General features: G+C 29.5%; 12 protein-coding genes. 3 read left to right on the top strand and 9 right to left on the bottom strand.

Going from position 1 to position 13080, the window contains the following annotated elements; translation table 11 throughout:
* Positions 1-1000 (top strand): AAA family ATPase (locus tag HMPREF0202_RS13905; RefSeq protein ID WP_023051366.1); only part of this gene is annotated, 1000 nt, incomplete at its 5' end.
* Between the two features lie 2 nt (positions 1001-1002).
* Positions 1003-1590, top strand: coding sequence for a retron system putative HNH endonuclease (locus HMPREF0202_RS13900; RefSeq protein ID WP_023051365.1), 588 nt, complete (start codon positions 1003-1005; stop codon positions 1588-1590).
* A gap of 409 nt (positions 1591-1999) precedes the next feature.
* Here the strand turns inward: HMPREF0202_RS13900 and HMPREF0202_RS13895 are convergent, their stop codons facing one another.
* From HMPREF0202_RS13895 to HMPREF0202_RS13860, 8 genes are read right to left on the bottom strand one after another with little or no spacing between them, the layout of a single operon-like run.
* Complete coding sequence (locus HMPREF0202_RS13895) at positions 2000-3148, bottom strand: glycerate kinase (protein WP_023051364.1); 1149 nt, start codon at positions 3146-3148, stop codon at positions 2000-2002.
* A gap of 3 nt (positions 3149-3151) precedes the next feature.
* Complete coding sequence (locus HMPREF0202_RS13890) at positions 3152-4051, bottom strand: dihydrodipicolinate synthase family protein (RefSeq protein WP_040407678.1); 900 nt, start codon at positions 4049-4051, stop codon at positions 3152-3154.
* A gap of 26 nt (positions 4052-4077) precedes the next feature.
* A complete protein-coding gene (gene garR, locus HMPREF0202_RS13885) occupies positions 4078-4965 on the bottom strand; it encodes a 2-hydroxy-3-oxopropionate reductase (RefSeq protein WP_023051362.1) in 888 nt (295 codons plus the stop codon).
* Positions 4966-4979: 14 nt separating this feature from the next.
* Positions 4980-6305: an enolase C-terminal domain-like protein gene (locus HMPREF0202_RS13880; RefSeq protein ID WP_023051361.1), complete on the bottom strand. Its 1326-nt coding sequence runs from the start codon at positions 6303-6305 to the stop codon at positions 4980-4982.
* 49 nt (positions 6306-6354) lie between these two features.
* Complete coding sequence (garD, locus tag HMPREF0202_RS13875; RefSeq protein WP_023051360.1) at positions 6355-7872, bottom strand: galactarate dehydratase; 1518 nt, start codon at positions 7870-7872, stop codon at positions 6355-6357.
* The gene (locus HMPREF0202_RS13870; protein ID WP_023051359.1) at positions 7844-9367 is read right to left on the bottom strand and encodes a tripartite tricarboxylate transporter permease; all 1524 of its coding nucleotides are present in this window, start codon (positions 9365-9367) and stop codon (positions 7844-7846) included. The genes garD and HMPREF0202_RS13870 overlap by 29 nt, the downstream gene beginning before the upstream one ends.
* A 12-nt stretch (positions 9368-9379) precedes the next feature.
* A complete protein-coding gene (locus HMPREF0202_RS13865) occupies positions 9380-9781 on the bottom strand; it encodes a tripartite tricarboxylate transporter TctB family protein (protein WP_023051358.1) in 402 nt (133 codons plus the stop codon).
* A 9-nt stretch (positions 9782-9790) separates the two neighbouring features.
* Positions 9791-10819, bottom strand: coding sequence for a tripartite tricarboxylate transporter substrate-binding protein (locus tag HMPREF0202_RS13860; RefSeq protein ID WP_023051357.1), 1029 nt, complete (start codon positions 10817-10819; stop codon positions 9791-9793).
* A gap of 198 nt (positions 10820-11017) precedes the next feature.
* On the opposite strand from HMPREF0202_RS13860, the gene HMPREF0202_RS13855 reads away from it, so the two are divergent.
* Positions 11018-11923 carry a LysR family transcriptional regulator gene (locus tag HMPREF0202_RS13855; protein WP_040407676.1) on the top strand — a complete coding sequence of 302 codons (906 nt, stop codon included), beginning with the start codon at positions 11018-11020 and terminating at the stop codon, positions 11921-11923.
* 85 nt (positions 11924-12008) lie between these two features.
* Here the strand turns inward: HMPREF0202_RS13855 and HMPREF0202_RS13850 are convergent, their stop codons facing one another.
* The gene (locus HMPREF0202_RS13850; RefSeq protein ID WP_245576474.1) at positions 12009-13037 is read right to left on the bottom strand and encodes an SIS domain-containing protein; all 1029 of its coding nucleotides are present in this window, start codon (positions 13035-13037) and stop codon (positions 12009-12011) included.
* Positions 13038-13080 lie beyond the last annotated feature (43 nt).

Here is a 13080-nt window from a genome sequence, read left to right as displayed (position 1 = left end):
TGTATTTGAAAAAGAAGAGGAAGAAATAAACGAGCTTATTTATAATAATTTATTTAATTCATTGAAATTATATGAAAATAATAGATTACATAATCCAGAAGATTCTAATTTTAAAGTTTTAAATAATTCTTTAAAGATTTTACCTAAAATTATATATATTCCAACAGAAATTAATTTTCAAAGTATTCAAACACAAACTAACATGTTAGAACGACACTATAATTTTTTAAATATTGTAGATACAGGCCTAATCTCGAATATAGCTTCATATATAGCCACAAGAGTTACTTATATTAGCAATACAGAGGAAGATTTAACTGGAAAAGAGGTTAGAGAAAAGGTAGCTAAAGAGATTAATGATATCTTTTCAATTTTAGATTTAGATATAAAGTTACAGGGACTTTCTAGGGATGAAAGAAGTATGCCTATTTTTTCAAATTCTACAGGTGAAGAGTTCGATATAAACGAGTTATCATCTGGTGAAAAGCAACTTTTTGTAAGAACTTTAGCGATAAAAATGTTAGAACCTGAAAACTCTATTATTTTAATCGATGAACCAGAGCTATCCTTACACCCAAAATGGCAGCAAAAAATTCTCGAAGTGTATAAAAAAATAGGAAAAAATAACCAGATTATTGTAGCAACTCACTCTCCTCATATATTAGGAAGTGTTCCTAAAGAAAACCTTATAATTCTAACTAGAGATGAGAACGGAGAGATAAAAGCTTTAAAAGATGAAGAACTTTATAGCTCTTTAGGTCAACCTGTAGATAGAATTTTAGAGGATATTATGGGCCTTGAAACAACAAGAAATCCAAATATTTTTAGGTCTTTAAAAAAATTAAGAGAACTAGTTGATAATAACCAGTATAATTCTGAGGAATTTAAAAGTTTAATGAAAGAAATGACTGCTACTCTAGGAGGAACAGATCAAGATTTAATGCTGATTAAAATGGATATTAACATTAAAAAAAAGCAAAATGAGCAAAGGGGGGAATAAACTTGTTCAAAGTTAATAAAACCCCTGAGCCAAAATTTTTTCAAGAGTTTAAAAAGAAACATTCCCTTTCTAACTGGAATCAATACGATTCTTATCGTTATATAAAGCAACAACTTAGAGAATACTCTCTTTTTGAAGAACAAGAGTTATGCTGTCCATATTGTGAAATTGAAATAGATGTAGATACAAGTGAGACAGAACATATTAAGCCAAAAGATATATTTCCTAATGAATTTCAAGATTTTAATAATCTTATAGTTGCTTGTAAAAGTTCTAAAAGGTGTGGAAATAGTAAAGGAAGTCAATGGAGTTCCGATTTTATAAATCCAGTTCTAGAAAATCCACAAGATTTTTTAACATATGATATTAAAACAGGAGAGGTAAGACCTAAAAATTCTATAGGAACTGATTATGAAAAAGCTAAGGTAACAATTGATATACTAAACCTAAATGATAAAAGATTAGCTGAGGCTAGGAAAAATTTCATATTAGGAAATAAATACTCTATTGATTATTTAGAACCTGAAGGTGAGTTTAGAACTCTAAAAGAGTTCATGATTGACAATAAGGATAGTATTACATCTGTTTAAACGCTCTATAGATCTGGATCTAATTAAAGTCTTCAAGTTAGGGTATACTAATCTTAATAAAGATTTTATTGCTAAAACTGAATAAAAAAGAGCATATTTGTAATACATTTCACAAATATGCTCTTAATAGGCTTTTTACACCTTTATATATCATTTTTTAACCTTACGGCTACTAATTAGATCAATTTCAAACGAACGCCTTAAATCTCAAATTAAAGAGTCGTTTTTGTGGACTTTTGTACATAAAATAGTAACATTTATACATCATTCTTATTTTACAACACTTTTTTTATAAAAGTTTATAATTTTAGTCCAAAATAGAGATTCTACTCTCAAAACGTCAATTCTTACTCATTATTCTTTCCCTCTATTTCTTCTAAAACCTCTAGACTGACCAAATTTTTTTGTATTATTTTCTTAACATATACGCTCTAATAGCTTTTTCACCAGTAAATTCTAAAAGTTGCTTTACATTATTTATAGCCTCATCTAAATTCATAGGTTCGTTTATTATATCTAAAACCAAATCTATTCCATTTTGATAAATTAAATCTAACTCTTTACTTGAACTCCCTACAATTGCTATCACACTTTTCTCATACTTTTTGGATATTTTAGCTATTCCAATGGGAGTTTTACCATTTATAGATTGATTATCTATACGCCCTTCTCCTGTTATTATCAAATCTGCATCAGAAATTATTTTTTCAAATTCAATCATTTTAAGTATTTCATCTATTCCTTGATTAAACTTTCCATTACAAAGAGATAAAAATGCATATCCAATTCCTCCTCCTGCTCCACTTCCAGGTTTATCTGCAAACTTTACTCCTAATTTCTCATCCAAAATTTCACTATATTTCCTCAATATCTCATCTAATACAACTATATCTTTTTTTGTCGCTCCTTTTTGTGGACCATATATATAAGAAGCACCATTCATTCCACATAATATATTATTTACATCTGAAAGTATATGTATATCAATATCTTTTAATCTTTTATCTAATTCACTATAATCTATGCTTTCAAGATTTCTTAATTTTTCAGGAGTTGGAATAAACTCATTTTTATACTTATCATAAAATTTTACTCCTAAGGCATTCAGCATTCCTGCACCACCATCGTTAGTTGCACTCCCACCTAACCCTATGTAGATTTTTTTTATCCCCATATTTAAAACAATTTTTATCATCTCTCCTACACCATATGTAGTTGTTTTATATGGATTTAAATCATCTAGCTTTATTAAGTTTATTCCTGCTGCCTCCGCCATTTCTAAAACAGCAATCTCTCCTTTTAAAATTCCTATTTTTGCTTTTCTTTTCTTCCCAAATGGATTAGATACCTCAACATATTCATATTTCCCTTTAGTATTTTCTACAATGGCCTCAACTGTACCCTCTCCACCATCAGCAACTATAACTTTTTCTATTAAAACTTTATCTTTAGAATAATTTAAAATACCTCTCTCTATAGCTATTGCTGCATCTTTAGATGAAATGCTCCCTTTAAAAGAATCTATAGCTATAACGACTTTTATATCTTCTTTTTTCATAAATTACCCCTTTAATACTTTAGCTTTTTTCATCTCGTTTCTCATGAAATCTATTGTATCTTTTGGTGATGATAAGTTTGGTTTTATGGGCAATCCTACATCCATTCCATTTATATTCGCCATATCTTTTGTAGCTACAGGAAAACTAGCCTTATCCATTGAGATTCTAACTGGATTTAATTTAAATTGCAACTCTAAGGATTCTTTTAAATCTCCCTTCATATACTCATTATATATTGATACAATAAGCTCTGGAAAAATATTAGCAGTTGTACAAACTCCACCTACAGCACCTATATTTAAAGAAGAATATAACATTGTATCTTTTCCACCAAAAACTTTAAAATTTAAATCTCTTGTTTTTCTTATAAATTCTAGTAATTGATTTATATCTCCACTAGAGTCCTTTATTCCTACTATATTTTTAACCTCTCTAGCTAATCTTTCTACTAAATTTGATAACAAAGTATATCCAATTCTTGGATTATTATAGATTAAAACTGGTAAATTTTCTACAGAATTAGCTATTGTTTTAAAGTGCATAAATAACTCTTCATCTGTAGGTTTTAAAAACATTGGTTGTAAAACAGCTACTCCTGCAACTCCTAATTCTTTTCCCATCTTAGCTAATTTAACACATTTTGATGTTCTAATTGCACCTATGCCCATAATTACAGGAACTCTTCCATTAACTTCATCCAATATAGTTTTTAAAATAATTTCATATTCATTATCGTCAAACATATAAAACTCACTATTACTTCCATGAGCTAATATACCGTGTACTCCACCATCTATTATAAAATTAACTTGTTTTTTTAATTTATCTAAATCGATACTTTCATCATCTTTTACAGGAGTAAGTATAGGTACATATATTCCTTTTAGCCAATCTGTATTCATTTTATCCTCCATGATTTTATTTAGTATTATTTCTTTCCAACTGTTATATTATTTATTTTTTCATAATAGTTTACAATAGCTGAATGGTCACTCTCTCCTTTCCCATCTATTTTTAAAGCCTGTAATATCTCCATAATTTGTGCAGTTAACGGTAGTGAGGCATTTATTGAGTGTGATGTATCAAGAGCATTTTGTAAATCCTTTATATGTAAATCAATTCTAAATCCTGGTTTAAAATCTCTTTCTATCATCATTGGTGCTTTAGCATTCATAACAGTACTTCCTGCTAATCCACCTCTTATAGCTTCAAAAACAAGTTGCGGATCTACCTCTGCCTTTTCACAAAGAATAAATGCTTCACTTAAAGCAGCTATATTTAAAGCCACTATAATTTGATTTGCTAATTTTGTTGTATTTCCAGCTCCAACATCTCCAACTCTAACAACAGATCCTGCCATTGATTTTATAAGGTCATAATATTTTTCAAATATCTCTTTATTTCCACCAACCATAACTGATATTGTTCCATCAATAGCTTTTGGCTCTCCACCAGAAACTGGAGCATCCAATAGATAAATCTCTTTTTCAGCTAAAGTTTTTGCTATATTTTTACTCTCCACAGGATTTATAGAACTCATGTCTATTACCACACTTCCCGGTTTTAATCCATCTGCTGCTCCATTTTCACCAAATAAAACTGTTTTTACATGTGGAGAATTTGGTAGCATTGTTATTAAAACATCACAATTTTCTCCTACCTCTTTTGGATTTAAAGCTGATTTTACTCCTACCTCTTTTAACTCCTCTATTACTTCAATATTTCTGTCATATGCTATAACCTCATATCCAGCTTTTAATACATTTTTACACATTGGTTTACCCATTATTCCTAATCCTATAAATCCTACTCTCATTTTATCCTCCTAAATTATCTTACTAAACAAGGTTTTTTATTATCAAATTTCCAATCCTTTATTAAATACTGCATCGCTAAAGAATCATCTCTTGCACCTAAGTTATTTTCTACATATAACTTGTGAGCTGCTATAATCCTATCCATATCAATCTCTATTCCTAATCCTGGAATATCTTTTGGAACTGTTATCTCTCCATTTTCAATTTTATGAGCATTTCTTGTTAAATTTTGTCCATCTTGCCAAATCCAATGAGTATCAATAGCTGTTATTTCACCTGGTGCTGCTGCCGCTACATGGCTAAACATAGCTAAAGATATGTCAAAGTGGTTATTTGAATGCGACCCCCAAGTTAACCCAAATTCTTTACACATTTGAGCCACTCTTACAGATCCCTCCATTGTCCAAAAGTGTGGATCTGCTAAAGGGATTGAAACACTATTTAAAACTACCGAATGTTGCATTTGTCTCCAATCTGTTGCTATCATATTTGTTGCAGTTGGAAGTCCTGTAGCTTTTCTAAACTCTGCCATAATCTCTCTTCCAGAAAATCCATTTTCTGCTCCACAAGGATCTTCTGCATAAGCTAAAATTCCTTTCATATCTTTACATAATGATATAGCTTCTGCTAAAGACCAAGCTCCATTAGGATCTAGTGTAATTCTTGCATTTGGAAACTCTTTACTTAGAGCTTTTATTGCCTCTATTTCCTCTTCTCCTTTTAAAACTCCACCTTTTAATTTAAAATCTTCAAATCCATATCTTTTGTAAGCAGCCTTAGCTAACTCTACTATTTTCTCTGGAGTTAATGCCTCTTTTCTTCTAACTTTCCCCCATTCATCAGATTCATCATCTAAATCAATATAAGGTAAATCTGTTTTATCTTTATCCCCTATATAAAATAAATATCCTAGCATTTTTATCTTTTCTCTTTGTTGTCCCTCTCCTAAAAGTGCAGCTACTGGAACTTTTAAAAATTTTCCCATTAAATCTAAAAGTGGTGCTTCTACTCCTGTCATAACATGAACTGTGGTTCTTAAATCAAAAGTTTGTGTTCCTCTTCCATCACTATCTCTATCTTTAAAGTTTTCATATATACTTTTTATTATATTTTTATACTCTCCAATACTTTTCCCTATAACAAGCTTTTTAGCATCTTCAAGAGTTTTTCTGATTTTTTCTCCACCAGGTACTTCTCCCACTCCTATCTCACCATTACTTGCTTTTAATATAACTATATTTCTTGTAAAATATGGTCCATGAGCTCCACTTAAATTTAAAAGCATACTATCATAACCAGCCACTGGTATTACATTCATCTCAACTATTTTAGGTATCATCTTACTCTCCTTTATGTTTTTTTATCTTAGTATATTTAAGTATTAATAGTTATGTTATTGGTGCTGGATTAAATATACAAAAGTCATTATGTAATTCATGTTCTTCTGCTAGACTTTTCTTGTTTCCACTAGCAACCTGTACAATCTCATTAAAAAGTGTCTCTCCTACTTCTTTTATTGTTGTTTGTCCATCTAAAATAACCCCTGCATTTATATCTATTAAATCACTCCACTTATCTTTCATCTCACTTCTTGAACAAACTTTTATAACTGGAGCTAAAGCTAATCCATAAGGAGTTCCTCTTCCTGTCATAAATACTTGTAATCCAATTCCAGATGCTAATTGACAAGGTCCACAAACAATATCACTAGCTGGAGTTGCTGCATAAATCAATCCATTTGTGGTTGGTTTCTCTCCTGGTGAAAGAACTTCAGCAATAGGTGCTCTTCCTGATTTAGCTATAGATCCCATAGCTTTCTCAACTATATTTGATAGTCCTCCTTTTTTATTTCCAGGTGTTGGATTTGCGCTTCTATCTACCTTTCCATTCTCTAAATAATTATCATACCACTTCATTTCAGATGCTAACTTATTTCCAACTTTATCACTTGTACATCTTTGAGCAACAATATTTACTCCGTCTCTTACTTCAGTTACTTCAGAAAATAAAACTGTCGCTCCACCTTGAACTAACATATCTGTAGCATATCCAGCTACTGGATTAGCTGTTACTCCTGAAAATGCATCGCTTCCTCCACACTGCATTCCAACTAAAAGCTCTGAAAGTGGTAATTCTTCTCTTTTTCTTTCATTTAATACTTCTAATTTTTTTTCAGCCATTTCCATTAAAGAACTTATCATATCTCTATATCCATTTTTCTCTTGTAAAATAATCACATTTTCTGAGTTTATATCTTTATCTTCACATAACATCTCTACAGTTAATTTCTCACATCCCAATCCAACCACCATAACTTGTCCACCAAAATTTGGATGTTTTAAAATATTTCTTAAAATTCTAATAGGTATTTCTGCATCTGGCGAATTAATTGCTACTCCACATCCATATGCGTGATTAATTGCTACAATATCATCAACATTTTTATATTTAGGTAATAGCTCTCTTTTCATTTTTTCAATCGCTTTATTTACAACCCCAGCAACACACTGAACAGTTGTATTTATTCCAAGTATATTTCTAGTACCTCCATATCCACCATTTGGATTTTTATATCCCAACCATTTTTTTACCAAAGCTTGAGGTAGTATATTTTCTGTATCTCTTCCAAAAGTTAAATTATTTAAACTTGGTGATATAGGTAATCTTAACATCTCTTCATTTATCCATTGACCTTTTATTATATCATCAATTGCGTATCCAAGAGTAACTCCATATCTTACAATATCATCATTCTTTTTTATATCTTCTAAGGCTACTTTATGAGCTTGTGGAATCATATCTTTTGCTACAACTCCTTTTATTATCTCTTGCCCTTTATCTATATCTTTTATAGCTACAGCTACGTTGTCATTTTCATTAATTTTGATGCATAGCTCTTTCTTCATAATCTTCCCTCTTTGCTATTTTAGTTTTTTTTTGTTTTTTCTCTCTATTATTATCATAAATTGCATATCCTATAGACAAGATTATTAATACCCATATTCCATTTCCAATTGGTCTTTGAAAGAAACATAATAAATTTCCACCAGATCCTTTTATTGAATCTACAAAATACTTTTCTAAATCTCGTCCTAATATAAATCCTATTAAAAATGGTGCACTTGCAATACCTACTTTTCCAAATATATATCCAACAACCCCAAATAGAAGTAATGTCCACACATCAAACATATTTCCATTACGTATTGCATAAGTTCCTACAACACACATCAATATAATAACTGGATACATTCTTTGTTTAGGAATTGTTATTACTTTTGCAATATACTTTATAGGGTAAAACATAAGTACAAACATAAGTATATTTGCTATCAATAGTCCAAATAAAATTGTATGCCAAATTTCAGGATTCCTAGTTATAAATAGTGGACCTACTTGAATTCCTTGTAACATAAAAGCACTTACCAAAACTGCTGTTGTACTATCACCTGGTATTCCTAAAGATAACAATGGTATTAGTGCTCCACCTGTTAAACCATTATTAGCACTTTCACTAGCTACAAGTCCCTCTATCGATCCTTTTCCAAATTCATCTGGATTTTTTGAAAAGTTTTTAGCTTGAGAGTACGAAAGTAACGATGCTGCACTTCCTCCTACTCCAGGAAGTATCCCCATAAAAGTTCCTATTGAACTTGATCTCAATATATTAAATAGTTGTCCTTTAAAATCTTTCAATGAAAACTTCTGCTTTTCCGTTGCCATATCTGCAGAAAGTTTATTTGATTTCATACCCATCTCAGCCTCTTGGAAAATTTGAGCTAAAGCAAATAATCCTATTAAAACTGGAAGTAATTGAAATCCACTTCTTAATTCTACTCTTAAAAAGTTAGGTACCATTCTCACCATATTATTGTCTGGAAATTGTCCTATTAAAGCTACAAAAGTTCCTAGAAATCCTGCAAATATTCCCTTTATCATATTTCCTTTTGATAAAGCTGCAATAACTGTCATCGCAAATAAAATTATTAAAAATTTCTCTACTGCTGAAAATTTTATAGCTAATCTTGCTAAAGGTGGAGTAAATAACCAAAGTGCAATTAAACTAATTAATCCTCCTATTAAAGATGCTATAATTCCTATTTTTAACGCTCTTTCTCCCTCACCTTTTTTAGTCATTGGATATCCATCAAATCCTGTTGTTATTGATGATGGTGTTCCTGGTATATTTACTAATATGGCCGGTATTAGACCACCACTAATTCCTCCTACATAAAGACCTAATAATAAAAATAGTGATGTATTTAAATCATATGCATATGTTAATGGAAGAAATATAGCTATAGCCATTGTTGCTGTCATTCCAGGAAGAGCACCAAATATAATACCAACTAATACACCTATAACTATCATAACGAATTGTAATAAGCCAAATGTTATCATTTTTTTCTCCTTTTATGGTAATGTAATCTGAAATACATATCCAAATAAAAACCAAATCCCTATTGAAAATCCAGATGAAATCGCTACCGAATTTATAAGTGACTTTTTATTATTTTGTATTCCAACAAATAATATATTAAATAGCGATATAAAAACTATACTCGATAATAAAAATCCAAATATAAGCATACTTTTTATATATAAGACAAATAAAACCAGAGTTCCTATTAGTTTTAATTTATCCCAATTTTTTTGAAAAAAAGTATAGTTTTTATAATCAAAAATCTTTTCATTATTTTTTTTACACTTGATTATTCTTTGAATAAACATAACTACTAGAAGAAATATTAAGATTCCCAATATAATCGGAGGAAATATTAAGTGTGAAGTTGATGGAACATAATTAATTCTCATTTTAACCTCCTATTTCTTTACTAATTCATCTAATGATGGTGAAGTTTCTATTAGTTTCTTTATTCCATCTCTTTTGTTATTTATAAATTGAGCTGCACTCGTTGAATCTAGATATTCAGATCTGTATTTCATTTTCCCTAAAGCCTCATTATATTCTGAAGTTTTAGAAATACTATTTGCAGCCATATCTAATTCTTTAATTAGCTCTGGTGCTACTCCTTTAGGCATATATACCAAGAAATCTTTTGAAAATGCAAAATCTTTTCCATCTAATGTAATTCCCATATCTTTATAAGACTTTACATCTACTCCCTCAATATTATCTAAAAGTCCAACAAATTTCATAGCAATTTTTTTGTCATCAGTCTCTGTATAATCTTTTAAAGATGTATAATCAGCAAAAATTACATCACAATTATTATCCCAAAGTAATTGTGTTTTATCTGCTGTTGATCCACCAATAACTACCACAATTCTCTTTGCTAAATCTTCACCATAATTTTTCTTAACCCAATCGTAATATGTTATAAATCCTATATGTGAAACTCCTCCAGCTTCGCAAGCCATACGTATAGTTTTATCTGGATTATCTATTAAGTACTGTGGTATTTCTACTAAAGTATTATAAGGTGCATCTTTTTTTGCAGCCCATATTGCTCCTGGATTTTGAGCAACTCTTGGTCCTATTGTCATATTTTTTAAATCATACTCTTTATCATATGCTCCAAAGTCTACACCTAAATATGTCATATCATGAAATATCATTATAGTATTTCCATCTGGTTTAGCACTTTGCATTGTTGCTAAAGCTTCTGCAGCCCCCACCGCATCAACTTTTATCTTTGCATCCAAGGCTTTCTCTAAATGTCTTGACGTTGTATCTGCAATTAAATATGAATCTCCTGAAGTTGAAGTAGATCCAATTACAACCCTCACATTTTTTCCTTTAAAAGTTTTATTATCTTCAGTTTTTCCACATCCCATAAAAATAGCTCCTAAAACTAATCCAACTAAATATTTTTTTATACTCCCCTTCATACATCTCCTCCTTTTATATTTTAATTACAATCATTATATTTGTTATTAAAACATTATCTTCGTTATAATTATATATATTTTTTATTATTAAGTAAAATTCTAATTTTTAAGAGTTATCTTAATTTTTCTTATAATAACTTGATTTTAAAAAAAATAAATTCTATAATAACTTTAAAAAGCCTTATATTTGGAGGAGTTATGGATCTTAAACAAATCGAGTATATTATTGAGATAGTAAAAGAAAAAAATATTACCCATGCTGCAAAAAAACTTTTTATTTCCCAATCAGCTTTAAATCAACAACTATTAAAATTAGAAAGTGAACTTGGAGCTCAAATTTTTAACAGAAACCGTGGTGGATGGAAACTTACAAAAGTTGGTGAAATCTATGTCGAAAATGCTATAAAGATTTTAGAGATTAAAAAAAATGCATATAATATGATTTATGATTATGTTGAAAATAAAAAAAGAAAGCTTATTATTGGCTTAACTCCAGGTCGGGGTATTGAGCTATTTACATCTATTTTTGAAGAATTTCAATCTCTTTATCCATATTTAACTATAATTCCTATTGAACTTTCAGTTTATCAACAGCAAAAAAAAATTGCTAACGGAGAAATTGATTTGGGATTTATGACCCTTTCTAAAGATCAACGAACAGATGATAACTATGTTCTTATCTATTCTGAAGAAATGGTTTTTATAACATCTAAAAATCACAGTTTTAATAAAGATAAAAAATCATTAAAACCTATTGAATTAAATGATTTTTGTAATGAACCTTTTGTTTTTATGAATGAAAACTCTACTAATCGAGACTTAATTAACAATATTTTTGAAGAAGCTAGAATCAAACCTCATATTTTATTTGAAACAACATTTACCAGTAGTATAATAAAAGCTGTTGAATCCTCTTTATGTTGTAGCGTAGTTCCCCATTACTATGCAAAAAAAAGTATCCAATCTCTTTCTTATTTTCCCATTAAAGGAAATCCAAGTTGGGATGTTGTAGTTAGTTATAAAAAAGGAACTTACTTATCAAAAGCATGTAAAACTTTTATTGAATTAACTAAGGCATATTTTAATTTTACACTTGATCTTTAAAATTTAGCTCTTAAATAATATATAAATCAATATGTCTGCCTATCTAATATGCAAAAAAAGTTGTAGCTTAAAGCTACAACTTTTTTTAATAATCAAACTGTCTATAATATCTTCTAATATCAAGAGAGTGTTTCGTATTATCTTCAAAATGAAATGCCAATCTATCAACTAAAACTGTTGATGCAATTGTTGGTGCTATTATCCAACGATACTTTTCATCTATACCATTTAATTTAAAATCTAATGTATCAATAATACTTAATTTTTTTGTGTATTTCTTCAAAAACTTTTCAGCTCTATCGTCTAAAGCTCTTGTTTTTCCAGATCCTTTAACTAAAAATACACAAGTATCTTCCTCAACTATTTCTAAAGTTCCGTGGAAAAATTCTGAACTTGTAACAGACTTTGTTTTTAACCATTGCATCTCTTCTAATAAACACATTGAGAAAAGATATGTCTCTCCCCACACTTCACCACCACCAATCCAAATCATATAAGGCTCTTTATAATATTGTTTTGCCATTTCTTTTGCTTGAGGATCAAACTGTAATTTTGCCTCTAATAAATTTTCTGGTAGTAATAATAACTGATTTCCAAAATCATTATAATCCAAAAACTCTCCTCTATTTGATAAAATTTTAAAAAACAACCAAAACAATAACATATACTCATACTCTACACCATTTTCATGTCTCATTGGAATTACATAATTAGAATTTTTAGCTAAAGGAGATTCTAAATTTTTTGTACAAGATATAACTCTTATCCCCATCTCCTTATATTTTTTAGCCATTTCAACAGTTTCTTTTGTATCTCCTGATTTTGACAATGTTATTATCAATGATTTTTCTGTTAAAGCCTTATGTCCTCTTACAATCAATTCTGCTGCCTGTTCTACATAAACAGGAAGTTCTGTAAGTTGCTTTGCAATCTCTCCCATTGCCATTAAAGGTGCTAAACTACCGCCAACTGCTGTAAAGAATATATTTGAAAATCCATCTTTTGTTACTATATTAGCAATTTCCTCTGCTATTGGTTTAGCCTCTCCTATTAATTTAGCACTATTTCTATACTCCTCCTCTTTAAATTTTAACATTTCAGAATATTTTGACATAATCACCCTCCATTTATATTTATATTTATATTTATATTTATAT

It is taken from the genome of Cetobacterium somerae ATCC BAA-474, from assembly GCF_000479045.1.
Classification (GTDB): Bacteria; Fusobacteriota; Fusobacteriia; order Fusobacteriales; family Fusobacteriaceae; genus Cetobacterium_A; species Cetobacterium_A somerae.
The sequence above is the reverse complement of the archived record's forward strand: the minus strand, read 5'-3'. Positions and strand labels throughout refer to the sequence as shown.

Coding starts and splice junctions, on each gene's coding strand:
- HMPREF0202_RS13890 (WP_040407678.1), bottom strand. CDS start 4,051: ATGAATACAGATTGGCTAAAAGGAATATATGTACCTATACTTACTCCT.
- HMPREF0202_RS13880 (WP_023051361.1), bottom strand. CDS start 6,305: ATGATACCTAAAATAGTTGAGATGAATGTAATACCAGTGGCTGGTTAT.
- HMPREF0202_RS13865 (WP_023051358.1), bottom strand. CDS start 9,781: ATGAGAATTAATTATGTTCCATCAACTTCACACTTAATATTTCCTCCG.
- HMPREF0202_RS13860 (WP_023051357.1), bottom strand. CDS start 10,819: ATGAAGGGGAGTATAAAAAAATATTTAGTTGGATTAGTTTTAGGAGCT.
- garR (WP_023051362.1), bottom strand. CDS start 4,965: ATGAGAGTAGGATTTATAGGATTAGGAATAATGGGTAAACCAATGTGT.
- HMPREF0202_RS13850 (WP_245576474.1), bottom strand. CDS start 13,037: ATGTCAAAATATTCTGAAATGTTAAAATTTAAAGAGGAGGAGTATAGA.
- HMPREF0202_RS13895 (WP_023051364.1), bottom strand. CDS start 3,148: ATGAAAAAAGAAGATATAAAAGTCGTTATAGCTATAGATTCTTTTAAA.
- HMPREF0202_RS13870 (WP_023051359.1), bottom strand. CDS start 9,367: ATGATAACATTTGGCTTATTACAATTCGTTATGATAGTTATAGGTGTA.
- HMPREF0202_RS13855 (WP_040407676.1), top strand. CDS start 11,018: ATGGATCTTAAACAAATCGAGTATATTATTGAGATAGTAAAAGAAAAA.
- garD (WP_023051360.1), bottom strand. CDS start 7,872: ATGAAGAAAGAGCTATGCATCAAAATTAATGAAAATGACAACGTAGCT.